The 22,923-nt window shown below is 40.4% G+C and carries 19 protein-coding genes; 8 read left to right on the forward strand and 11 right to left on the reverse strand.

Annotated elements, in window-relative coordinates; genetic code table 11:
* Nucleotides 1-36 precede the first annotated feature (36 nt).
* The 8 genes from ABMQ40_RS14420 to ABMQ40_RS14455 form a co-directional block, all read right to left on the reverse strand.
* Nucleotides 37-1,221, reverse strand: coding sequence for an ATP-grasp domain-containing protein (locus tag ABMQ40_RS14420; RefSeq protein ID WP_370900832.1), 1,185 nt, complete (start codon nucleotides 1,219-1,221; stop codon nucleotides 37-39).
* Nucleotides 1,222-1,295: 74 nt separating this feature from the next.
* Nucleotides 1,296-2,129, reverse strand: a complete 834-nt coding sequence (locus tag ABMQ40_RS14425; RefSeq protein WP_370900834.1) for a type 1 glutamine amidotransferase — start codon at nucleotides 2,127-2,129, stop codon at nucleotides 1,296-1,298.
* 35 nt (nucleotides 2,130-2,164) lie between these two features.
* The gene (locus ABMQ40_RS14430; protein ID WP_370900836.1) at nucleotides 2,165-3,283 is read right to left on the reverse strand and encodes a carboxylate-amine ligase; all 1,119 of its coding nucleotides are present in this window, start codon (nucleotides 3,281-3,283) and stop codon (nucleotides 2,165-2,167) included.
* A 24-nt stretch (nucleotides 3,284-3,307) separates the two neighbouring features.
* Nucleotides 3,308-4,261, reverse strand: a complete 954-nt coding sequence (locus ABMQ40_RS14435; RefSeq protein WP_370900838.1) for an ATP-grasp domain-containing protein — start codon at nucleotides 4,259-4,261, stop codon at nucleotides 3,308-3,310.
* A gap of 57 nt (nucleotides 4,262-4,318) precedes the next feature.
* Complete coding sequence (locus tag ABMQ40_RS14440) at nucleotides 4,319-5,032, reverse strand: alpha/beta hydrolase-fold protein (protein ID WP_370900840.1); 714 nt, start codon at nucleotides 5,030-5,032, stop codon at nucleotides 4,319-4,321.
* Nucleotides 5,033-5,091: 59 nt separating this feature from the next.
* Nucleotides 5,092-6,303, reverse strand: a complete 1,212-nt coding sequence (locus ABMQ40_RS14445; RefSeq protein ID WP_370900842.1) for an ATP-grasp domain-containing protein — start codon at nucleotides 6,301-6,303, stop codon at nucleotides 5,092-5,094.
* A 140-nt stretch (nucleotides 6,304-6,443) separates the two neighbouring features.
* Nucleotides 6,444-7,859 (reverse strand): leucyl aminopeptidase family protein, encoded by a 1,416-nt coding sequence (locus tag ABMQ40_RS14450; RefSeq protein WP_370900843.1) that lies wholly within the window; start codon nucleotides 7,857-7,859, stop codon nucleotides 6,444-6,446.
* Nucleotides 7,856-8,983, reverse strand: coding sequence for an alpha/beta hydrolase (locus ABMQ40_RS14455; protein WP_370900845.1), 1,128 nt, complete (start codon nucleotides 8,981-8,983; stop codon nucleotides 7,856-7,858). The genes ABMQ40_RS14450 and ABMQ40_RS14455 overlap by 4 nt, the downstream gene beginning before the upstream one ends.
* A gap of 209 nt (nucleotides 8,984-9,192) precedes the next feature.
* Between ABMQ40_RS14455 and glgB the strand changes: the two genes are divergently transcribed.
* The 7 genes from glgB (at nucleotide 9,193) to apaG (ending at nucleotide 19,662) form a co-directional block, all read left to right on the forward strand.
* Entirely contained in the window at nucleotides 9,193-11,142 is a 1,950-nt protein-coding gene (gene glgB, locus ABMQ40_RS14460) for a 1,4-alpha-glucan branching protein GlgB (RefSeq protein ID WP_370900869.1), read from the forward strand.
* 1 nt (nucleotide 11,143) lies between these two features.
* The gene (locus tag ABMQ40_RS14465) at nucleotides 11,144-12,550 is read left to right on the forward strand and encodes a glycogen synthase (protein ID WP_370900847.1); all 1,407 of its coding nucleotides are present in this window, start codon (nucleotides 11,144-11,146) and stop codon (nucleotides 12,548-12,550) included.
* Nucleotides 12,551-12,570: 20 nt separating this feature from the next.
* Nucleotides 12,571-13,839, forward strand: a complete 1,269-nt coding sequence (locus ABMQ40_RS14470) for a glucose-1-phosphate adenylyltransferase (protein ID WP_370900849.1) — start codon at nucleotides 12,571-12,573, stop codon at nucleotides 13,837-13,839.
* Between the two features lie 68 nt (nucleotides 13,840-13,907).
* Nucleotides 13,908-14,948 carry an SRPBCC family protein gene (locus tag ABMQ40_RS14475; protein ID WP_370900851.1) on the forward strand — a complete coding sequence of 347 codons (1,041 nt, stop codon included), beginning with the start codon at nucleotides 13,908-13,910 and terminating at the stop codon, nucleotides 14,946-14,948.
* A gap of 124 nt (nucleotides 14,949-15,072) precedes the next feature.
* Entirely contained in the window at nucleotides 15,073-17,889 is a 2,817-nt protein-coding gene (locus ABMQ40_RS14480; protein ID WP_370900853.1) for a 2-oxoglutarate dehydrogenase E1 component, read from the forward strand.
* Between the two features lie 42 nt (nucleotides 17,890-17,931).
* Nucleotides 17,932-19,191 (forward strand): 2-oxoglutarate dehydrogenase complex dihydrolipoyllysine-residue succinyltransferase, encoded by a 1,260-nt coding sequence (odhB, locus tag ABMQ40_RS14485; RefSeq protein WP_370900855.1) that lies wholly within the window; start codon nucleotides 17,932-17,934, stop codon nucleotides 19,189-19,191.
* 81 nt (nucleotides 19,192-19,272) lie between these two features.
* Nucleotides 19,273-19,662, forward strand: coding sequence for a Co2+/Mg2+ efflux facilitator ApaG/CorD (apaG, locus tag ABMQ40_RS14490; protein ID WP_370900857.1), 390 nt, complete (start codon nucleotides 19,273-19,275; stop codon nucleotides 19,660-19,662).
* A 29-nt stretch (nucleotides 19,663-19,691) separates the two neighbouring features.
* On the opposite strand, the gene ABMQ40_RS14495 is transcribed toward apaG, so the two are convergent.
* From ABMQ40_RS14495 to ABMQ40_RS14505, 3 genes are all read right to left on the reverse strand, one after another.
* On the reverse strand, nucleotides 19,692-20,246 hold the full coding sequence (locus ABMQ40_RS14495) for a 3'-5' exonuclease (protein WP_370900859.1): 555 nt from the start codon (nucleotides 20,244-20,246) through the stop codon (nucleotides 19,692-19,694).
* Between the two features lie 81 nt (nucleotides 20,247-20,327).
* Nucleotides 20,328-21,323, reverse strand: coding sequence for a glycosyltransferase family 2 protein (locus tag ABMQ40_RS14500; protein ID WP_370900861.1), 996 nt, complete (start codon nucleotides 21,321-21,323; stop codon nucleotides 20,328-20,330).
* A 5-nt stretch (nucleotides 21,324-21,328) separates the two neighbouring features.
* Nucleotides 21,329-22,213, reverse strand: coding sequence for a lysophospholipid acyltransferase family protein (locus ABMQ40_RS14505; protein WP_370900863.1), 885 nt, complete (start codon nucleotides 22,211-22,213; stop codon nucleotides 21,329-21,331).
* 79 nt (nucleotides 22,214-22,292) lie between these two features.
* On the opposite strand from ABMQ40_RS14505, the gene ABMQ40_RS14510 reads away from it, so the two are divergent.
* Nucleotides 22,293-22,865: a thioredoxin family protein gene (locus ABMQ40_RS14510; protein ID WP_370900865.1), complete on the forward strand. Its 573-nt coding sequence runs from the start codon at nucleotides 22,293-22,295 to the stop codon at nucleotides 22,863-22,865.
* Nucleotides 22,866-22,923: the final 58 nt, after the last annotated feature.

Consider the following 22,923-nt stretch of genomic DNA (forward strand, 5'->3'; position numbering starts at 1 on the left):
ATGTTTTCTATTCATTAACATTGCCGGACCTTTGATTCACTCTTCTACAAAAAAAGCATTAGAGCTTCCGATCCAGATGGCATCTTTTTTATTGAAATCAACATTTACCATGGCTGCTTTTGTCATTCTCCCAAGATTTTCCAACAGGATAGGGCGCTCGTCATTTTCCCGCCAGATATAAAGTAAACGTATTTCAGCCTTGGAAAACTCCCCGTTAATATCCTCGAAAACAGGTTCGTATGCCACTTTCTTCTGTAAGATATAGTTTTCTTTGTCTTCAATAGCGTCCGTGATCTCTTTGGTAGGGTTTAGATTAACACCACTGCCTGCAAATGAGAATAAAGGTTTCAGAACAAAGTTTTCAAGGTCTTCAGTTTCGGGAAATTCATGTAAATAATAGCTTTTGGGAACAAATTTATGCTGGAGGAGAGGCAGGAGGAATTTCGAAATCTTAAAGAACCAGTTCGGATGGGTGATCCATTTTACATCCATATCTTCACGAAAATCAAAGGCTGTTTTAAGATCGGGGATCCGGTCTAGCTCATCAAAAATAACCCGGTTATAGATTCTTCTAATTTCAGTTAATTGTCCGTTATTTTCATAAAACAGCTTCCTCCCCTCTTTTTTTATTTGAGTTAGACAGACGGTCTTTATGCCTAATAATTTTTCTGTCAGAATAAAATCAATAGCTGTTTTCTGCTTTTCGGGGAAGATCTCAAGAAGAATTACATGTTCAGGATTTTCATCACCTACAATAAGATCCTTTAAATAGCTTTTGAATTTTTCATGAGGCATTTTATTCCGCATCCCCGAGAGGAAAGGATAGACATCACAGAATGTGTCTTCAAAAACTTTCTGAAAGGCGTAAAGCGAGGGAAACGCCTGCAGTTCTATCAGCTGGGGCTCAATTTCTCCGTTCTCACTTTTGCAGATGCCGAAATCTATGGTGAAGAAATGCGGCTGCTTCGTATCATTCGGGACATTATAGTGAGCCGGGATAGCCTTTTGTAACGTTTCTGCGGGCAAAGCTTTTATCTGATCGATAATGCTTTCGCTTGCATCAATAAGCTTACCCTCAAATTCTCTGGTAAGAAAAATCGGGCTTTCCGAAATCCTGAACGAAGGCTCCAGGCCGCTTTTTTGTTTTAAAGTTTGTTTGAGCAAATTATATTTTTCCTCTGAAAATTCCTGGTTGAACAGTTTTCTGTATTTTGAGATCATATTTTTTCCTTTGTGATTTTAAAAAATCGGGCATCCTTGCCCGATTTCTGTATAGGTGATTATCTGAAATCCAGTTAAGCCATGGCTTCAGCTTCTTTCAAAATGTTTTTTTTTGCAAACTGTAAAAATCTGGGCAGGATCTGGCTTCTTGTAAGAACGATCTTCTCTTCATCATCAATCCGGTCCAGGGTTTCGAGATATTTTTCCAGTCCGAAGTTTTCGATCATGGCTTGCTTGTTCTTCTCATCCTTCAGATTTTCTATCATTCCGGCAGGATCAGCTTCGGGGTGAAACTGTGTCCCGAAAATTTCATTTGAAAAACGCACTGCCATCACCGCCCTTTCTAAATTGATTTGGGGACGGAACTTCTCTATGGCCACAATCTTCATTCCTAATTCCTCAAACCGCTCCTGATTAGGCTCTATAAACTGGAATGCCCTTGAATCTACGGCATAAAACGGATCTGCAAGATTCCTGAATAAGAATTCCTGCTCGCCTTCTTCAGTTTTATGAATGGGCATTACACCAAAAGAATATGATTTTCTCCTGCATATATTGCCCAACTCCCAATGAATGCTTGCCAGCTGAAAGGAATGACAGATCAGGAACAGGTATTTTTTGTTCTCTTTATATTTGTTGTGGTTATATACCTCATCCAAAAAATCAGAATACCGGTCTTCCCAAGCCAGGCCTTCCCTGTGTGGGGTTCCCGGGCCTCCTGAAGAAATGAAAATATCGAAATCTTTAATTTCCGGAATCTCATTCTTATACCTTACATCAAAAGTTTCAATAATTACATTTTCTTCAGAACTTTGTCGGAATGCTTCGGAAATTTCTTTAATATTTCTAAAGCCTTGATTTACATGATTGTTGTTCATGTCCAGCAAAGCAATTCGAATATCTTTCATACTACATTATATTTTTTCACAAAGTTATAAAAATATTACAAAGCGGTTTCTCCGTGGGTAATGCCGTATTCTGTTTCGGAGATCATGTAGTCTACCACCTTGGTCAAATCTCCTGTCTCTTTAAAGATTCTGAGCTGCCTGTCGGCTCCTGTTCCGTATTCCAGTATTTTCCAGGCATATTCAACTTCTTTTCTGCATCCCAGTTCATCCACCACATCATCAATGAACTCGAGTAATTCTTTTAATAGATCAGGATATGGTACGGATTCTTCCTTTCCGAAATCGATAAGGTGCGCTTCAATTCCGTTTTTGGAGGCTCTCCATTTATTTTCGTTCAGTAATAGCCGTCTGTAGCTTCTGAAGCTTAAGTTCTGCTGATGAAGCTTATATATTTTTGCAACCAGGCTTTGCATAATGGCGGCCAGGCAGATTGTTTCGTCAATTCTAAGAGGCATATCACAGATTCTGAACTCAATCGTAGGGTAGAACGGATGTACCCGCAGGTCCCACCATATTTTTTTAGCATTGTCGATGGTTCCGGTTTTTATGAGAAGGTCGACATAGCTGTCAAATTCCGCCAGGGAGTTAAAGTAACTTGGAATCCCTGTTCTTGGAAACTTTACAAAAATTTCCTGTCTGTAAGACTTGAAACCCGTATACCGGCCTATCCAGAAAGGGGAATTTGTGGAAAGCGCATATACGTGAGGAAGGAAATAACGCATGACATTCTGGATCCTCACCCCTTCTTCCCGATTGGGAATACCAATATGAACATGCAGACCAAAGATAAGATTTTCACGGGCCACGTCCCCCATGTCATCAACAATTTTTATATAGCGTTCGCCCTGGGTAATGCTGTTGCTGGACCAGTGAGAAAAAGGATGTGTGCCTCCTCCTGAAACCCGGAGCCCCTGCTCATGGGCTATTTTTATGAGATGTCTTCTGAGGTTGGTAAGCTCGGCTCTTGCTTCCTGAATGTTCTGGCAGATCCCCGTTTCCATCTCGATCATAGATTCGTGCATTTCGTGTTTCAGATTTTCACTTAAAACCGCCTTTCCACCTTCAATGATCTTGGAAACATGAGAAATAAGGTCTCTGCTTTCAACATCGATGATCTGGTATTCTTCTTCAATTCCTATAGTAAACTGATGCATTTTTGTGTTTTTTGTTTCTAACGATTATTTTACTGAGTCTTTTACAAAAGTTCCCCAGGAAATATTGGCTTTTCCCGGAATGTATTCTTTTGCTTTTTCAATTGCCAATTTTGCGGCATGTTCTACAATCCAGGCAAAATTTTCCTCACCTACAGAATTTCTGTCGGCATCAGGAGCAGGGTTGCAAAAATCAATCGCATACGGGATCCCGTCTCTTACCGCAAATTCTACAGTATTGAAATCATAGCCTAGCGCTTCATTCATTTTAATAGTATATTCTTCAATAGTTTTCAGAAGCTTTTCAAGATCTTCACCCCGGGTCTGATGAGTAGTGGCATATCTCAGATGATGAGGATTCCTGGGCTCATAAGGCATAATATGGACGTATTTCTTACCCAGGCAATATACCCGGTAATAATCATCGAAAATGATTTCTTCCTGAACCATCATTACCAGCTGTTCTGTCTCCCCGAGTTTATTCCATAAATCTTCAGGATTCTCTACTCTGTAAACATTTCTCCAGCCACCGCCATCATGCGGCTTCATATAAGCGGGAAAACCGATATAGCTAAAAACATACTCCCAGTCATGCGGAAATTTCAGGTTTCTGAATGATGTTTCAGAAGTATTTGACGGCCTTTCATGGGATGGCAGCAGGACGGTTTTGGGAAGCGGTATTCCCAGTTTGGTCATCAGCGCGTTATTGAAAAACTTTTCATCAGCGCTCCACCAGAAAGGATTATTGATCACATAAGTTCCGTTGAGTGCTGCATTTTTAAGATAAGCTCTGTAAAAGGGAACATCCTGTGAAATTCTGTCGATAATAACTGCATAACCATAGTCTGCTCCCTGTTCCAGCTTGTCTATAATGACAGGCTCAGCAATGATTTCTCCGCCTCCCAGTTCATTCACTTTATCTATAAAGGCCCATGGGAACGTGTCTTCCATACCGAATAGAATCCCTACTTTTTTTATCATGATTGTCGTTTTTAATGTTGTGTATGACTATTTTATCTATATAAATGTAAATAATTTTTACGAGAAGAAAGCTCCGATAAAGGTTGGGAAGACCATCCTCCATAAAGGCCAGTCGTGATTGATCCACTTCCTTTCATCATACCAGAAATCTATCCCTTTTGAACTCAGAATTTCAGCCATCTCCACATTTTTATCCTTACAGATATCCTGATCCGAAGTGCTTAAAACAATATGCATATGCTTATACTTCCAGGCTTCATCATTCCTTACAAACTCCCTGGGGCAATTGAAGTACACCAGATCATCAGAATATCCGTCCATAAAATTCCTGATGCTGAAAACTCCTGAAAGACAAAACAGATGGGAAACGATATCCGGGAACCTGAATGCAAAATTGGCGGCATGATATCCCCCGAAACTGGCTCCGGCAACGGCTACACGATGTGTTTTGTGAAGAGCCTGGATATGCGGAACAAATTCTCTGATAAGGAACTGTACATACTGCTCATAATTCCTTATCCTCTGCTGCGGAGAAATTTTTTCATCATAAAAGCTCCGGCTGTCAATGGTCTGAACATTATAAAGTTTTACCTTTCCCTGTTCTATGAACCAATTGATGCTGTCATTAAGATGAAAATCATGATTTTGGGTATACAGCCCCTGAGAAGTGGGAAACATGATGATGGGATAACCGTAATGGCCCGTAACTTCTACTTTAAGGCTGATGCCCAATATATGGGAGTAATAGTCAGTATGTTCTATCTGGGGCATTCTTCAAACGTGATTTAGCTTTATGTTATATCAATCAACAATTCAATGTTCCAGGTTACCTATGAACCCGGCTTTTCTTTTGGCGGGAGAATGTTCAGCATCCCTGCCTGTATCTCATCAGCGGCACTGTCCAGTCTTTCCTGTATGACGGCGTCATTGCTGGACCTGTAAACAATTCCCACATGATAATCTATAGGAATGAATTTTACCGCCTCCTCACATTCAAACCGGCTGTAATCAGGCTCCTTATCCTTAATTAGGGCCACAATCAGCCCTGAATAATAGCCTGTGGGTTTAGCTACCTCATAATGCTGGCCTCTCAGGAGGGCATTTTCAATTTTGGCCCATTCGCGCCAGATATTGATGCGGCTTGATGCTTCTACCATATCAGGGATGTGTGCGCCACCTACCCTTGAAGAAGTTTCAAGAAAATACCATTTTCCGTCTTCTTTTCCCCGGATAAATTCAGTATGGGTGGCACCGTTGACCAGGCCGAAATTTGCCAGCAGTTTTGCGTTCACCTCTTCAAGTGCTTTAAATTCATCAGAATATCTTCCCAGGGTCTTGGATCTGAATACGCCTCCTTCATGAGAAACCTGCATGGGAGGGGCCAGGTATCTGGAAGCAGAAGTGAATACCGTTTCTTTATTGAACGTTAAACTGTCAACATGATAAACATCTCCGGGTTTAAAACTTTCCAGCAGAAACAAATGTCGTTCTTCTCCAAGGGTATTCAAGGCATCCCAAAGCTGTTCTTTGGAAAGTATTTTTTTGATCCCTGATGCCGAAGCTTCAGAACGTGGCTTCAAAACCCATGGGGCAGGAACTTTTTCGGTAAAATCATTGACCTCATCATTATTAAATACAGCGGTGAACTCCGGAACCCGGATCCCGGAATCTTTTGCTTTTTGCCGCATGGCAAGCTTATCTCTGAAATAGCGGTGTGTGGTCTGTCCCATTCCGGGAATGCGGAAGGTTTCCCTGATGAGCGCGGCTTTTTCCACATCATAATCATCAAGGGCGACTACGGCATCCACCTTTCTGGTCTGCATAAGGTGTGAGAACCCCTGGATTAAATGCTCAAGATTCCAGACTGAGGGCCTCAGTTCAGGCATATAAAATACCTCATCAATGGCATGCCAGGGCCAGTTTTTTTCCTTAAGGCTCTCTGACGTCACCAGGATGATTTTATTACTGAGCTTTTTCATTTCATCCATGAAATCATAGCCCTTATAATAGCATGAAATGCATACTATAATTTTCTTCCCCATATAATGTTTTTTTTATTTTGATGGATTATCAAAAATAAAAGCGGATTTTTATTGATTAATTAATGCTTAAAACTGAAATCTGCTGAGTTTTTGTGAATCCTATATCAATTATACAGAGAATTTTTGTAATAAACTAATTTTTAATGATAATTTTCAATTAAATCTACCAGTAACTGAACTCCAAAACCGGTAGCTGCTTTTTCCTTAGCATAGTTTACACTTCCAAAGGCTACTCCCGCAATATCTAAATGGGCCCATCGGGGATGGTTTTCAATGAATTGTTCCAGAAACTTGGCGGCAATGATGCAGTCACCAACAGGCTTCATGGAAATATTTTTCAGATCGGCTACATCAGACCGGATGTCATCTTTCCAGATATCCCACAAAGGCAGATTCCATAGCCTCTGATTGGTTTTATCCCCTGTTTTTATCAGGAGCTCTTTCAGGTCTTCATTATTGGAAAATAATGCTCCGCAGGTATCTCCGAACATTCTTACGGAGCTTCCCGTTAAAGTAGCCAGGTCAATGAGAATATCCGTTTTGTAATTTTTAGCAAGATAAGAAAGACCATCGGCCAGGATCATTCTTCCTTCAGCATCCGTATTGAGAACTTCAATGGTTTTCCCGTTGTAAGCCGTCACAACATCGCTCGGAAGGAAAGCTTTTTCAGAAACAGCATTGTCTGTAATGGGTAAGACAGCAATAATATTTACAGGCAGCTTCATTTCTGAAGCGTAAACCAGCGCACCCAGAACAGCCGTTGCACCACCCATATCAGATTTCATGTAATGCATATTGTCGGGATTCTTTAAAGATATCCCACCGGTATCGAACAATACGCATTTTCCCACCAGCCCGAAAGTTTTGGCATTTTTGGCTGTTGTCTTATATTCCAGTATTGTGAAGGCGGCATCATAAGCGCTTCCCTGATTGACGGAAAGGTAAGCGCCCAGGCCTAGTTCTTCACATTTTTTTCTGTTGAAGGCAGTATATTTCAGCTGATGCTTTTTGGCAAGGCTTTTCAGATAAGAGCTGAACATATCAGGCTTTTTAAGGTTGGCGGGCTTGTTCAGCCATTCCTGGCAAATGATCTGGGCGTTACTTAATGCTTCAGCGCTCTGGCTTATGGCATCTAGTTTTTTCTGGCTTAAATTTTCAAAATGGAGCTCAAAGCCGGAATTCCAGAAAGGATGCTTTTTATCAAAAGGATAATTATAAGTTCCTATTAACAGGCCTTTGACAAATTCTTCAAATTGTTTTTCATTAAGAAAGTCAGCTAAAATCAAAGTTGGGGTGGCCTGTAATTTTTCCTTCTGAGCCTGAGAAAATTGATTAGCCACCTGTTGCACTTCAAAATTCTGCAATGCAGAATTACCCAGCCCGATAAAGTAGGTAATGCTTTCTTCATCGGCTGAGATGAAAACCTCATGCTTCTTTCCTGTGAAAAATGTTGAAATGTTTTTATGGAAAAGTTTTCCTGATTTTGTCCAATGCTCTTCTGTGAATAAACGGAAAATCTGGAAGTATTTTTTATTTTTTTTATTGATCAGTTTCATAAGTTAATTTTAATGCTCTTTTGTTGGGGAGTTACTTCTACCGGGTTTTCGCTGTTGTCATAGAACAGCCATTCGATGGCTCTTGGAAATTCCTGGGACCAGTAAAACTCACTGTGGGTACCTTCAGGGTTAATGCTTGTCCGGAATTCAAAATCGAACAGGTTTTTCTTTTCCCATCTTTTGAGGTATTCTTCAAAAATGTGGATTCTTTTTACCATTTTAGAGCCTTCCCGGCCGCCTCCGTATAGATAAATCCTGGTCTTAAAAGGAACCCTGAAATTCATCATCGGGAAATTATTGTTGGGTTCTACCCAGAGAGAAGGGGAGAATATCAATAATTTGGAATATACTTCCGGATATAAAAAGCCGCTATAAATACTGATCAGAGCTCCTAAAGAGCTTCCCCCGATCCCTGTATTTTCCCTGTCTTTCAGGGTGCGGTAGTTTTCGTCGACAAAAGGTTTCAGCGTATCTGCAATAAAGCGGATATATTTTTTTCCTTCAGAGCCGTTGGCTACATTATCGTTATCAAAAATATATTCCTTGATCCTTTCTTCACTGCCGTGCTCTATGGCAATGATAATAATATCTCCCCGTCCGTATTCGGCAAGGATGGAAAGCTTTTTATCAATTTCCCAGTTGCCGTATCCGCTTCCTTCATTAAATAAATTCTGGGCATCCTGAAGATACAGAACGGGATAGCTTTTGTTGGACACATAATAGTCATAAGGTAAAAGGGCCCATACTTTTCGGTAACGGTCGAGCTGCGGAATATAGAATTGCTCCGAAATAATCTCAGCAATCGGGAAAAATTCCTTTTTGAAAGGCCCCCAGTTCAGTCTCCATTTCTCAACGATGTCGGATGCTTTTCCTGCCGATCTCAGAATTTTCCGGTTAGGGGTGATATTTCCGTATCTATCCAGTTCTACATTTTCCCAGCCTCCTTTAGTGAATTTATATTCAATTTCGTCAGGTAAGATCTGGTCGTCGATCTCAATAAAAAAATTGTGAGTATCTGTTTGTTTAAGCCGGCAGCCATGATCCCTCGGATTCCAATCGTTAAAATTCCCTGTGATATATATGGCCCGGTCATCATTCTCTTCAGTGTAAAGTTCAAACCTCATCACGTGTGTTTAATAAGTTTTTAAACGCTAAATTTATAAAAAAACTTTTTATCCGAAGGTAGCAGGATCATAAAATGGCTGACCGGAAAACTATAAATTTGGTCAATGGTACCGCATAAATTAACATAATAATAATTTCAACAATAATTAATTGTCGTTGAGGATATTTTTTTGTAGTTTCAAAGAAAATATAAACAGACTAGATCTTGATGAATTCGGTTAGAACTTATACGCTTTTTACGGAACATGATATTTACCTTTTTAAGGAAGGTAAGCATTATAAGCTCTATGATAAGTTTGGGGCACATTCCGTGGAAAAAGACGGGGTCCAGGGTGTTTATTTTTCCGTCTGGGCTCCCAATGCGAAAAAAGTTTCGGTGATAGGTAACTTCAACAGCTGGAATCATAAAGATCATATTCTGTTCCCGAGATGGGATGAATCAGGGATCTGGGAAGGGTTCATTGCAGGGTTAACCTGGGGAACTTTATATAAATATGCAATAGAGACGGCTTATGGAGAGATTTTAGAAAAAAGTGACCCTTATGCCTTAAGCTGGGAGCAAAACATACAGGCAGCGTCTTTGGTTTCTACCACATGGTATGAGTGGAAGGATCAGGAATGGCTCCGGAACCGCTGGAAGAAGAACAGCCTTGAAGCTCCGGTTTCGGTGTATGAGCTGCATTTAGGCTCCTGGATAAGGGAAGAAAGTGCCCCTGACCGGTTTTTGAATTACAGGGATATTGCAAAAAAACTGGTTCCCTACATCAGGGAAATGGGTTTCACTCATGTAGAATTTATGCCCGTAATGGAATATCCGTACGATCCCAGCTGGGGATATCAGATCACAGGATTTTATGCCGCAACTTCCCGTTTCGGTTCTCCGCAGGATCTCATGTATCTGATTGATGAGCTTCACCAGAATGATATTGGGGTTATTTTAGACTGGGTTCCTTCCCATTTTCCGGGAGATGCCAATGGGCTTCACCGTTTTGACGGTTCTTATTTGTATGAGCATGAAGATCCCCGAAAAGGCTTCCATCCCGACTGGAAATCACATATTTTTAACTACGGAAGGAATGAAGTAAGATCATTTCTGATTTCCAATGCAATGTTCTGGCTGGATCGGTATCATGCAGACGGATTGCGCGTGGATGCGGTTACCTCAATGCTTCATCTTGATTATTCAAGAAACGAGGGAGAGTGGGAGCCCAATATTTATGGAGGAAATGTAAATCTTGAAGCCAAATCTTTTTTACAGGAATTTAATACTGCCGTTTACCGGGAGTTTGGAGATAATATCATTACCATTGCGGAGGAAAGCTCGGATTTCCCGATGCTGACGAAACCTGTGCATGATGGAGGAGTAGGTTTCGGAATGAAATGGATGATGGGCTGGATGCATGATACTCTCGATTACTTCAAAGAAGACCCGATCAACAGGAAATACCATCATCATAAACTTACTTTCGCTTCCATGTACATGTATAATGAAAATTATATGATGCCTTTGTCCCATGACGAGGTAGTGCACGGAAAGGCAAGCCTGATTTATAAGATGACCGGCGATGAATGGCAGAAGTTTGCAAATTTACGGGCATTGTATACTTATATGTACACCCATCCCGGAGCCAAGCTTCTGTTCATGGGCGATGAGTTTGGGCAGACCAGTGAATGGAATTTTACACAGAGCCTGGACTGGTATCTGCTGCAATATCCTGTGCATAAGGGATTGCAGACCCTGGTAAAAGATCTGAACCATCTATACAGACATGAACCTGCTTTTTATGAAAATCAGTTTAATAAAAATGGTTTTGAATGGATACAGGCTGATGATGCGGAAAATTCAGTTTATATTTACCTGAGAAAGGCGAAAAGAAGGGATGAGGTTTGCATGGTTGTTCTGAACCTGACTCCCAGGGTATTGGATTATAAAATAGGGGTGAATGCGGGAACCCATTGGGATGTGATCTTTAATTCTGATGATGCAAGATACTCTGGTAGCAATGTAAAAACAGAAGTCTTTAAAGAGCAGTATGAAGAATGGATGGGGCGTCCGAAATCAATAAGCCTGAAATTGCCACCCCTTTCAGGGATTATTTTAAAACAGAAAAAAGACAAAAAATATAAATTAAACAGAATAAAATCACATAAAAGGTAAAATGGTTGTTTTTCATCTCAGCACGGAATGCTATCCGGTGGCGAAAGTAGGAGGGCTGGCAGATGTTGTAGGAGCGCTGCCCAAATATCAGAATAAAATTAAAGGCATTGAGGCTAAGGTAGTAATGCCCTGGTATAACAAATCTTTTTTCTATGATCATGAGTTTGACATAGTTTTTGATGGATTCATACATCAGGGACCCAATATGCTGCAGGTACAGGTGATGAAGGAAAGATCCGATGTTTTGGGATTTGAGCTTTATATGGTAAAAATTCCGGGGCTGCTGGACAGGGATGCCCCTTACGGATACCAGGATGAAAACTTTCAGTTCATTGCTTTTCAACATGGAGTTTTACACTGGCTAAGCGCAATGCAGATTCGCCCGGATATTTTACACAGCCATGATTATCATACAGGACTTGTTCCTTTTATGATCGAGCATTGTCCTGAATTCAGGTTTTTAAAAGGTGTCAAAACAATAGGAACTATCCATAATGGTGAGTACCAGGGAATGATGAGTTGGGATATGGCGAACTATATGCCGGCATTTGATCCCTATAAATGGGGCCTTCTGGATTGGAACGGGCTGATTAATCCCCTCGCAAGCATGATCAAGTGTTCCCATGCTTTTACAACAGTTTCTCAGGGGTACCTTGAGGAGCTGTATATCAGTTTCAGAGGCCTTGAAAGCCTGGTACGGGATGAGTTTGGGAAAGCTTACGGAATTATCAACGGTATTGATACCGAGGTCTGGGATCCCGAGACCGATCCGATGCTGGATTTTAATTTTAACAGAACTAACGCGATAGAGCAGAAAAGGAAGAATAAGGAAAAACTCTGTAAAGAATATAATCTGAAAGCCGATCTTCCCCTGTTTGCCTTCATTGGAAGATTTGCTACGGAAAAGGGAGCCGATCTGCTTCCGGATACCGTGTGGAGAAGTATAAAACAGAGTTATGGAGGCCTGAATATCATGATCCTTGGTTCAGGGAATACCTATATTGAAAATAAGCTGAAAGAGTATGACCATATTTATACCAATTTTGCATTGGATCTTGGATATAAAGAATACCTTTCTCATAAAATATACGCGTCAGCAGACTTTTTACTGATGCCGTCAAGAGTGGAACCCTGCGGACTGAATCAGATGTATTCCATGAGATATGGAACAATTCCGGTTGTGAGATATACAGGAGGATTGAGAGATACGGTAGGAGATATTACAACAGGAGGGGCAGGAATAAATTTTACCTACCCCGGGGTGGATGATATTATTCATGCGATGAACAGGGCAATGGGGCTTTACAGCCGGAAAGACGTCATGGGAAATCTTATTCAGGCCAATATGAGTTTTGATTTTGCATGGGAAAAATCAGCAGAAAAATATATAGCATTATATAACAATTAAAATACAAACGCAAGATATCTATGAAACGTAATGTTATTTCCATAGTTTTGGGAGGAGGAAGAGGCACAAGGCTTTTTCCGTTGACGTATACAAGATCGAAACCGGCTGTTCCTATCGCGGGGAAATACAGGCTGGTGGATATACCTATTTCAAACTGTCTGAATTCAGGATTAAATAAAATCCTTGTCTTGACACAATTTAATTCAGCTTCATTGAATTCGCATATCAAGAATTCTTATCACTTTGATATATTCAGCAAAGGCTTTGTGGATATTCTTGCAGCCGAACAGAATGTAGAAAATGATAATTGGTACCAGGGAACGGCAGATGCCGTAAGGCAGTCCATGAGGCATCTGGAAAAATATGATTATGACTATATCCTGATCCTTTCCGGGGATCAGCTTTACCAGATGGATTTCAGGGATATGCTGGATTTCCATATTGAGCGGGGAGGCGATGTGACCATAGCAACGATTCCTGTAAATGCTAAAGATGCCACCGCTTTCGGAATCTTAAAATCTGATGATGACGGGAATATCACTTCGTTTGTAGAAAAACCCGGATATGATAAACTGGAAGAACTGAAATCTGAAGTGTCCGGGGAGAACAAGCAAAAAGGAAAAGAATACCTGGCATCAATGGGAATTTATATTTTTACGAAAAATATCCTTAAAAAAATGTTTGAAGAAGGGGCTGGCGATGACTTCGGAAAAGATATCATTCCAAGCTCCATCGGAAAATACACTACTCTGAGCTATCAGTATGAAGGATATTGGACAGACATAGGGACCATAGAATCATTTTATGAAGCCAATCTGGATCTGTGTCAGGATTTTCCGCAGTTTAATTTGTTCTCTTCTTCACCTATCTATACAAGGGCCAGGATGCTTCCACCTTCTAAAATCAACGGCTCTTATGTTAGCAAAGCGGTCTTCGGTGACGGATGCATCATTATGGCTGATAAAATTGAAAATTCGGTGATCGGAAACAGAACAAGAATAGACAAGGGAAGCACTATTGTTAATTCTTATGTAATGGGCGCGGATTTTTATCAGAATACGGCAGAAATTGTAATGAATGACAGGAACGGGCACCCTAATATGGGAATCGGCAAATATTGCTATATTGAGAAAGCCATTCTGGACAAGAACTGCTATATCGGGGACAATGTAAGAATCATAGGAGGAAAACATTTAGAGGACGGAGATTACGGTACCTATTCTGTACAGGACGGAATTGTGGTTGTGAAGAAGGGAGCCGTTCTCTCTCCGGGAACACATATAGGGTAGGAAAGACCATAAAAAATAAGAGTGACCAACATCTTGGTCACTTTTTTTATTTGTATTACTTTTGCGTGATGCGTTTTTTTAAAATTATAACGGTAATTGTTCTTTTGCTGGTAGGTGCCTATGCGCTTTCCATGTATTATTTTGTAGATGAAAGCAAGAGCTTTAAGATTGAAAAGGAAATAGATTATCCGTTGGACAAGGTGTTTTCCCAGTTCAATAATTTACAGAATTTTACGCGATGGAATAACTTCTTTACCCGTTCGCAGACCATCGATATAGATTATTATACCCCCTATGAGGGACAAGGCAGTGCCATCAGCTATGTAGATCCCAAGAACGATACAGACGGAGAAATGTTTATCCGATATGAAAACCCGGGTAAAACCTTGAAATACCAGCTTTTTGAAGATAAAAATGAAAATCCGACCCTGGTAGATGTAAAGTTTAAGGCGGTTTCTGCCGAAAAAACGAGAATCACCTGGTTTGTTCATACCCCTAAATTGCCTTTATTCAGAAGAGTTGAAAACTTCTGGACGGAGGACAGATTTGCCGAAAATATAGATAAAAGCATGTTGAACCTGAAAAATGTTTTAGGCAATAAAGTGGAGAAAGACAACCAGATGGCCGCTATTAAATATGACAGCCTGATGGTGGAAAATGATGAAGAGCAACTGCTGCTGGGGATCAATGTGAGTACATCCAACAAAAAAGATGCGCTTTATAAAAACATCGTCATGAACTATAATAAAGTCTATAACTATGTAACCATGGATTTAGGCAAAAAAGATGATGAGTTCGGTTATCCGGTCATGATTACGGATGCCGATAATTATAAAGATAAGGAAGTCTCTTATTTTCTTGGGATACCTTTGTCCAAAAAATTCGGTATTACAGATAACAACTTTAGTTTCAGAACGGTAAGTCCTACCCGGAACTATGTGATGTATTACAAAGGAGCCTATGCGGGAAGGATCAGGGCGATACAGCAGCTGATTCAGAAAGCCAAAAAAGATGAAATGCGTTTCGGCGATATCCGCCAGACTTTTATAGAACGCCCGGTGGAAGACCAGGAAGTGAATATCAAGCTCTCCTTATCCGTTTATAAATAGTTTCTCCGGAATTATTTCTGTCATAGTTTTTTTTAATGATTTGAACCTGTGCCAACTCGGTTTTTTTTATTAAATTTGAAGATTAATTCTACAAATAAATTTTAATAATAGATAAACTGTAATAATGGACAGATTTTCATTCCTAAACGCAGCTCATTCTCAGTTAATTGAGGATTTATACCAACAGTATTTAAAATATCCGGATTCTTTAGAGCCATCATGGAAAGCCTTTTTTCAAGGCTTCGATTTTGCTTTGGAGAACTATGGTGATGATGATAACACCCAATATGTTCAGGCACCTGCTAATTCTGCTCCCGCAATACAGCAAATTTCTCAGGCAGTATCCAATGGAGAGGTTCCTGAGCACATAAAGAAAGAATTTAAAGTAGTAAACCTTATTGAAGCCTACAGAACAAGAGGCCACCTGTTCACTAAAACCAACCCGGTAAGAGAAAGAAGACATTATACGCCTACTCTGGATATCGAGAATTTTGGTCTGAGCAAGGAAGATCTGAATACAAAATTCAACTGTGCTCTTGAAACGGGAATGAAAGAGCCTTCAACATTGAAGGATCTGATCAAGCACCTGGAGAACATTTACTGCGATTCTATCGGTGTAGAATATATGCATATCAACAATGTTGAAGAAAAAGATTATATTAAAAAATGGTTGCAGGTAAATGAAAACCATCCGAACCTTTCCGCTAACGAAAAAACGGAGATCTTATTAAAACTTAACCAGGCTGTTGCTTTTGAGAACTACCTGCATACAAAATTCGTCGGTCAGAAGAGATTCTCTCTTGAGGGAGGGGAAACCCTGATTCCCGCTCTTGATCAGCTGATCTCCAGATCCTCACAGCTGGGTGTGGATGAGGTGGTCCTGGGAATGGCGCACAGAGGAAGATTAAATGTGTTATCAAATATTTTCGGAAAATCATACAAGCAGATTTTCTCGGAATTTGAAGGAAAAGAATTTGAGGAAGATGTATTCTCCGGAGACGTTAAGTATCACTTAGGATCCTCTAAAAAAATTAAAACGGCCTCAGGAGAGGAGGTGGCCATAAACCTGACCCCGAACCCGTCTCACCTTGAAACGGTGGCTGCTCTTGTAGAAGGGATCTGCCGTGCTAAAGTGGACGATAAGTATAAAGGAGATTACTCTAAGATCTTACCTATCGTGATCCATGGTGACGGTGCCATTGCAGGGCAGGGTATTGCTTATGAGGTTGCCCAGATGATGAATCTTGAGGGATATAAGACCGGAGGTACCGTTCATATCGTTGTAAACAACCAGGTGTCATTTACAACCAACTATATGGATGCCAGGTCTTCAACCTATTGTACAGACATTGCAAAAGTTACAGAATCCCCTGTGATGCACGTTAATGCAGACGATGCAGAAGCTGTGGTGCATGCTATTCACTTTGCCGCTGATTTCAGGGCTAAATTCGGGAAAGATGTCTATATCGATCTGCTAGGATACAGAAAATATGGTCATAATGAAGGGGACGAGCCGAGATTCACCCAGCCTAATTTGTATAAAATCATCTCAAAACATCCGAATCCAAGGGAAATCTATAAAGAACAGCTGATCAATGACAGTGTCATCTCGAATGATGTTCTCAAGAAAATGGAGGCTGACTTCAAAGAGCTTTTAGATAAGGACTTTGATGCGTCCAAGGAAATTGAGAAAAATACAATGGATGTATTTATGGCTGAAGACTGGACCAATTATCCGATCGGTAAAAGAGGTGCTGTTCTTGAGCAGGTGGACACGAAATATGATTTGGCCAAGCTGAAAGAACTGGCTATTAAAATGTCAACACTTCCGGCTGATAAAAAATTCATCAATAAAATTACAAGGCTTTTTGAAAACCGTATCAAAGCTATTGAAGGAAACTCTTTAGATTGGGCTTTAGGAGAATGGCTGGCTTATGCCACCCTGCTTACGGAGGGGCATAATGTAAGAATCTCAGGTGAAGATGTGGAAAGAGGTACTTTCTCTCACAGGCATGCTGTGGTGAAAACTGAAGATACAGAAGAAGAATATATCCCTCTGAGACATGTTTCCGAAAGCAGATTTGATGTATATAACTCACACCTTTCAGAATACGGGGTACTTGGTTTTGACTATGGATATGCTATGGCATCCCCTAATACGCTCACCATCTGGGAAGCTCAGTTCGGTGATTTCGTAAACGGTGCCCAGATCATTGTAGACCAGTATCTGGCTGCTGCAGAAGAAAAATGGAAGATCCAGGACGGGTTGGTAATGCTATTGCCCCATGGTTCAGAAGGTCAGGGTGCAGAGCATTCATCAGCAAGGCTGGAAAGATTCCTAACCCTTTGCGCCAATGAAAATATGGTGGTAGCCAATGTTACTTCCCCTGCCAACTACTTCCACCTGTTGAGAAGACAGCTGAAATGGACATTCAGAAAGCCATTGGTTGTAATGAGTCCTAAATCTCTGTTAAGACACCCGAAAGTGGTTTCTCCACTGGAAGACTTTGCCAACGGCTCATTCCAGCCGATCCTGGATGATCCTGCCGCAGACCCTAAAAAGGTGGAAAAACTAGTGCTTTGTTCAGGAAAACTATATTTTGAATTACTGGCTAAAAAAGAAGAGCTTAACGCTGAGAATATTGCTTTAGTAAGATTTGAACAACTATATCCGTTGCAGACAGATGCCATAGACCAGATCTTCAGCAAGTATGCGAACAGAAAACAATTGATCTGGGCTCAGGAAGAGCCTGAAAACATGGGAGCCTGGTCTTATATCCTGAGAAACTTCAGAGATACAGGAATTCAGGTAATTGCTCCTGTACCAAGTGGTGCGCCGGCGCCGGGAAGCCACAAAATGTTTGAGAAAAACCAAAATGCTGTTATCAACAGAGTATTTGACAGAAACGATGCTCCCGTAAAAAGACCGGTAACTGCTTAATTAATCAATAATAATCAATTAAAAAATAAAAAAAATACTAATATGTCAGTTTTAGAAATGAAAGTTCCTTCACCGGGCGAATCAATTACAGAAGTTGAAATTGCAACTTGGCTTGTAAAAGATGGTGATTATGTAGAAAAAGATCAACCTATCGCTGAGGTAGACTCAGACAAAGCAACTCTTGAATTGCCTGCTGAACAAAGTGGTGTTATTACTTTAAAAGCAGAAGAAGGTGACGTGGTGCAGGTAGGTCAGGTAGTTTGTTTAATTGATATGGATGCTCCAAAACCAGACGGTGCAGGTAGTGCTCCTGCTGCTGAAGCTCCAAAAAAAGAAGAAGCTCCAAAAGCTGCTGAACCGGCTAAAGAGGAAGCTCCAAAACCAGCGGCACAGCCTGCGGCTACCCAAACCTATGCAACCGGAGCCCCATCTCCTGCAGCTAAGAAAATCCTTGACGAAAAAGGTATCGATGCAGGGCAGGTTTCAGGAACAGGAAGAGACGGAAGAATCACTAAGACTGACGCTGAACTGGCTGCCGTTCCTGCCATGGGAGGAAGTTCTCTTACAGCAACCGGTTCAAGATCTACCACTACCACCAAACTTTCTGTTCTTAGAAGAAAATTAGCTTCAAGATTGGTTTCTGTAAAGAATGAAACAGCCATGTTAACCACTTTTAATGAAGTTGATATGTCTGAAATTTTCAGGATCAGAAAGCAATATAAAGATGAATTTGCTCAGAAGCACGGTATCGGACTTGGATTCATGTCCTTCTTCACAAAAGCGGTAACAAGAGCGTTGCAAATGTATCCTGATGTGAACGCATCGATCGATGGTGATTTCAAGGTAAATTATGATTTCTGTGATATCTCCATTGCCGTTTCAGGTCCTAAAGGATTAATGGTTCCTGTGCTGAGGAATGCTGAAAATATGACTTTCAGAGGTGTGGAAGCCAATATAAAAAATCTTGCTGAAAGAGTGAGAGACGGTAAAATTACAGTTGATGAAATGACAGGCGGTACATTCACTATTACAAACGGTGGTGTATTCGGATCTATGTTGTCTACACCTATCATCAACCCTCCTCAGTCTGCTATCCTGGGAATGCACAATATCATCCAGAGACCGGTAGCTATTGACGGGCAGGTTGTCATTCGTCCAATGATGTATGTGGCAATGTCTTATGACCACAGGATTATTGATGGCAGAGAATCTGTAGGATTCCTGGTAGCGGTAAAAGAAGGTATCGACAATCCTGTTGAAGTATTGATGGGAGGCGATGAAAGAAAAGCCCTTGAATTGTAATTTAAATGAAATTATAATATAATATTTATAATCTCGCCTCAAAAAGGCGAGATTTTTGTATCTGCTTAATAAATACTTAAGATGATGTTCTCAAAAATGACCTCAGATATCAAAGTTTCAGTAATGCCTGAATATGATAGTAAAAACAGTTATCCATCCGAAAACCGGTATGTATTCAAATACAATATTACAATCGAGAACGACGGTAGCTTTCCTATAAAAATTCTTAAAAGAAAATGGCTGATTTTCGATGTTGGTTTTGGGTATACGGAAATTATAGGTGATGGAGTGATTGGCTTGACACCCGAAATCCCGATAGGAGAAGACTTTGCCTATTTTTCCAACGTTATGCTGCGTTCGGGGGTAGGAAGTATGAGTGGAAAATACCTCGTTAAAAATCTGGAGACCCAGGAAAACTTTGAAATAGATATCCCGAAGTTTAATCTGTTGTCGGAAGTTCTCAGCAACTGATTGTAAAAAGTAAAAGGGGAGGAGGATTATTAAAGCTTTTTGATCTTGGCCTTCATGATATCACTTACCTCTTCATTGCTGGTAAGAAACAGCTTTTCAAAAGCCAGAAGCGAAATTTTAGCGCATACCTCGGCATCATCTCCGGCTCTGTGATGGTTAAAATTGATCTGATGGTATTCTGCCAGGTGCTTCAATCCATATCTGGGAAGATAATCCCATGATTTTTTAGCCAGCTGGATGCTGCACAGATAGTTGAGTTTCGGAGTGAACATTCCATAATGATTGAGACAGCTCCTTAGGATGCCTGAGTCAAAACTGGCGTTATGGGCGATCATCAGAGTTCCGTACATCATTTCCTCCACCTCATACCATATTTCATCAAAAGTAGGAGCGCCTTTTACGTCCTCCGGCCTGATCCCGTGGATGGCAATATTGTGCTGATTGAAATAAGGAAAGCTGGGCGGTTTTATCAGCCAGGTTTTGGTTTCTATGATTTTAGAATCCTGTACAACACAGACTCCGAGCTCACAGGCGGAATTTCTCTCGTGGGTTGCCGTTTCGAAATCTATTGCACAAAAGTCCATGATGATATAGTTATACTTAAATCTTGTTCTGTTTGAAACTCAAAGTCCAGGGCAGAGCATCGATAAAAGTTAAGAAAATTTTTATTTATTTACAATATTAGTTTTGTTGCCTGTAAAATATTTGAAAATCAGCCATTTGGATTGATAAAACTGTTTCTTCTGGTATTTCTGACGCAGCTCCCAGGTTCCGGCAGCCTGTCCGTAAAATCCGAAATGCGCCCTTACTACGGCCCAAAGATGAGATAACCCGTTTTTATAGCCCAAATAGACCCCTGCAATGCCATCAAGGCAAAGCCTGAAGAATATCAGCCAGACCAGTCTGGGGAAAGGAAGGTTTTTCAGCATCATGGAAAGATTATTTCTGATATTCAGATAGGTTTTCTGGGCGCTTTGTTTATTTAAAGTTCCGCCTCCCACATGATATATTTTTGATTTTCCGGTATAAAATATTTTCTTTCCCGAATTAATGAGCCTCCAGCAAAGATCAATTTCCTCCTGGTGGGCAAAAAACCTGTCATCGAAACCACGCTGTTCCCGGAAATCTTTTGAACGGATAAAAAAACAGCATCCGGAAGCCCAAAAGATCTCCGTTTCATCATCATATTGCCCTTTATCTTCTTCCAGATCATCAAAAACCCTTCCCCTGCAATAAGGATAGCCGAGGTTATCAATTAAGCCGCCTGCAGCCCCGGCATATTCGAAATGGCTTTTATTGTCATAAGATAAAATTTTAGGCTGAATGGCTGCAATATCCGGATTTTTTTCAAATAGCTCAAGTACAGGCGCTATCCAGTTTTCCGTTACTTCCACATCTGAATTTAAAAGGCAGTAAAACTCGTGGTCAATATTTTTTAACCCTTCATTATACCCGCCGGCGAAGCCATAGTTTTTATTATTCCTTATAATCTTTACCGAAGGGAAGCGGGATTGTAAATATTCTATAGAACCATCGGTGGAAAGATTATCAATGACATAAACCTCTGCATCCGGGGAAAACCGGACAACACCAGGAAGAAACTTTTCAAGCCAGTGTTTTCCGTTCCAGTTGAGTATGGCAACCGCTAATTTTTTGGACATACTGACTATATTTTTTCGGAATCGTAATTTTTAATGGAATCCTGGTATTTCCATTTTCTATGGGACCAGAGATAGTTATCCGGACGTTTGTGTAAAGTGTTTTCTAAAAGCTTATGGAACTTTTTTACCACTTCATGTTCCACGAATTTCTCCCCATCCGGATAAATCCTGTGATAATTGACCTGGTAATAGCCGCGCTTCACCTTCTTCATCTCACAGTAGACAAAAGCAAGGTCCATTCTTGTGGCAAGCTTGTCATATCCGATAAAAACAGGGGTCCTCTGATTTAAAAATTCCAGTCCGTAGGTAATATGGGCGAAATGCGGGGTCTGGTCGGCTACAAACATATATGCCGAGCTTCCGTCATTTTTAGACCTGAAAATGTTCAGTATAACTTCATTGGCTTCCAGGGCTTCATTGCCGAACTTATTGCGGACCTTTTTCATTTGGTTTTCCCAGAATTCACTGTTTACCTTTCGGTAAACGGGATGACAATGATCCTGAGGAATGATGGTGGCCAAAGCATTGATCCATTCCCAGTTGAAAACATGCCCGGCCAAAAGAATGATATTCTTGCCTTCTGCTTTGGCTTCATGAAACAGATGCTGATTGATATGCTGCATCCTTACCCTCGATTCGGTTTCGGAAATGCTGAAAGATTTTATGGTTTCTACAAGATAGTCTGAAAAATTGAGGTAAAACCTTTTCCTTATTTCCCTGATCTCTTCATCGGATTTCGCGGGAAAAGAATTTCGTAGATTCTGTGTGATTACTTTTTTCCTGTATCCCACAATATGATAATTAAGGAAGAATATAATGTCTGAAAAAATATACAATATTTTCAGGGGAAGCTTAGAAATCAGATATAATATTTTTATCAGCAAATTCATAAAACATGCAAATTTAAGGATAATAAAATTATGGTTCTCTTTTTGCTGATGATAAGTATTATTTTTTTATTTTTATATTATGAAAAAGATATTGTCAATAGCATTTTTGAGTTTAAGTATTGCCGTTTTTTCTCAGAAAGACCGTAATATAGCTAAAAATGGGAATAATGAATCATCAACATCACAGATAAAGCCTGAACCCGAACTGGAGGCTAAAAAGAAGGCAGCAGCAGAAGAAAAAGCCAGATTGCCTAAGCCTTATGATCCAAAAGCCGATGCACAGTCTGATATAGAAAAGCTTGTGGCCCAGGCTAAAAGAGAAAATAAAAATATCATCATCCAGGCGGGTGGAAACTGGTGTATCTGGTGTTTGCGCTTTAATAATTTTGTACAGACCACCCCGGAACTGAAGGAAATCGTAGATAAAAATTATCTGTATTACCACCTTAATTTTTCTCCGGAAAATAAGAATGAGAAAACTTTCGCGAAATATGGAAATCCCGGAGACCAGTTTGGCTACCCGGTATTTATTATTTTGGACCAGAATGGCAAGATGATCCATGTTCAGCGGAGTGATGTATTAGAGCAGGATAAAGGGTACAGCCTGGAAAAAGTAAAAGAATTTTTCAGCACCTGGATCCCCAGATCATAAAATTAAAAAAGAGGCTGTCTCAAAAGTACCCCCTCTCTCGGACTCCTGTCTGACAACT

Origin of the sequence: Chryseobacterium gossypii (assembly GCF_041361455.1) — a bacterium.
Classification (GTDB): domain Bacteria; phylum Bacteroidota; class Bacteroidia; order Flavobacteriales; family Weeksellaceae; genus Chryseobacterium; species Chryseobacterium gossypii.

What these genes read in the sequence shown, in the direction of transcription:
- ABMQ40_RS14420 (WP_370900832.1), bottom strand. Translation starts at nt 1,221, where the DNA reads ATGATCTCAAAATACAGAAAACTGTTCAACCAGGAATTTTCAGAGGAA.
- ABMQ40_RS14425 (WP_370900834.1), bottom strand. Translation starts at nt 2,129, where the DNA reads ATGAAAGATATTCGAATTGCTTTGCTGGACATGAACAACAATCATGTA.
- ABMQ40_RS14430 (WP_370900836.1), bottom strand. Translation starts at nt 3,283, where the DNA reads ATGCATCAGTTTACTATAGGAATTGAAGAAGAATACCAGATCATCGAT.
- ABMQ40_RS14435 (WP_370900838.1), bottom strand. Translation starts at nt 4,261, where the DNA reads ATGATAAAAAAAGTAGGGATTCTATTCGGTATGGAAGACACGTTCCCA.
- ABMQ40_RS14440 (WP_370900840.1), bottom strand. Translation starts at nt 5,032, where the DNA reads ATGCCCCAGATAGAACATACTGACTATTACTCCCATATATTGGGCATC.
- ABMQ40_RS14445 (WP_370900842.1), bottom strand. Translation starts at nt 6,303, where the DNA reads ATGGGGAAGAAAATTATAGTATGCATTTCATGCTATTATAAGGGCTAT.
- ABMQ40_RS14450 (WP_370900843.1), bottom strand. Translation starts at nt 7,859, where the DNA reads ATGAAACTGATCAATAAAAAAAATAAAAAATACTTCCAGATTTTCCGT.
- ABMQ40_RS14455 (WP_370900845.1), bottom strand. Translation starts at nt 8,983, where the DNA reads ATGAGGTTTGAACTTTACACTGAAGAGAATGATGACCGGGCCATATAT.
- glgB (WP_370900869.1), top strand. Translation starts at nt 9,193, where the DNA reads ATGAATTCGGTTAGAACTTATACGCTTTTTACGGAACATGATATTTAC.
- ABMQ40_RS14465 (WP_370900847.1), top strand. Translation starts at nt 11,144, where the DNA reads ATGGTTGTTTTTCATCTCAGCACGGAATGCTATCCGGTGGCGAAAGTA.
- ABMQ40_RS14470 (WP_370900849.1), top strand. Translation starts at nt 12,571, where the DNA reads ATGAAACGTAATGTTATTTCCATAGTTTTGGGAGGAGGAAGAGGCACA.
- ABMQ40_RS14475 (WP_370900851.1), top strand. Translation starts at nt 13,908, where the DNA reads ATGCGTTTTTTTAAAATTATAACGGTAATTGTTCTTTTGCTGGTAGGT.
- ABMQ40_RS14480 (WP_370900853.1), top strand. Translation starts at nt 15,073, where the DNA reads ATGGACAGATTTTCATTCCTAAACGCAGCTCATTCTCAGTTAATTGAG.
- odhB (WP_370900855.1), top strand. Translation starts at nt 17,932, where the DNA reads ATGTCAGTTTTAGAAATGAAAGTTCCTTCACCGGGCGAATCAATTACA.
- apaG (WP_370900857.1), top strand. Translation starts at nt 19,273, where the DNA reads ATGATGTTCTCAAAAATGACCTCAGATATCAAAGTTTCAGTAATGCCT.
- ABMQ40_RS14495 (WP_370900859.1), bottom strand. Translation starts at nt 20,246, where the DNA reads ATGGACTTTTGTGCAATAGATTTCGAAACGGCAACCCACGAGAGAAAT.
- ABMQ40_RS14500 (WP_370900861.1), bottom strand. Translation starts at nt 21,323, where the DNA reads ATGTCCAAAAAATTAGCGGTTGCCATACTCAACTGGAACGGAAAACAC.
- ABMQ40_RS14505 (WP_370900863.1), bottom strand. Translation starts at nt 22,213, where the DNA reads ATGAATTTGCTGATAAAAATATTATATCTGATTTCTAAGCTTCCCCTG.
- ABMQ40_RS14510 (WP_370900865.1), top strand. Translation starts at nt 22,293, where the DNA reads ATGAAAAAGATATTGTCAATAGCATTTTTGAGTTTAAGTATTGCCGTT.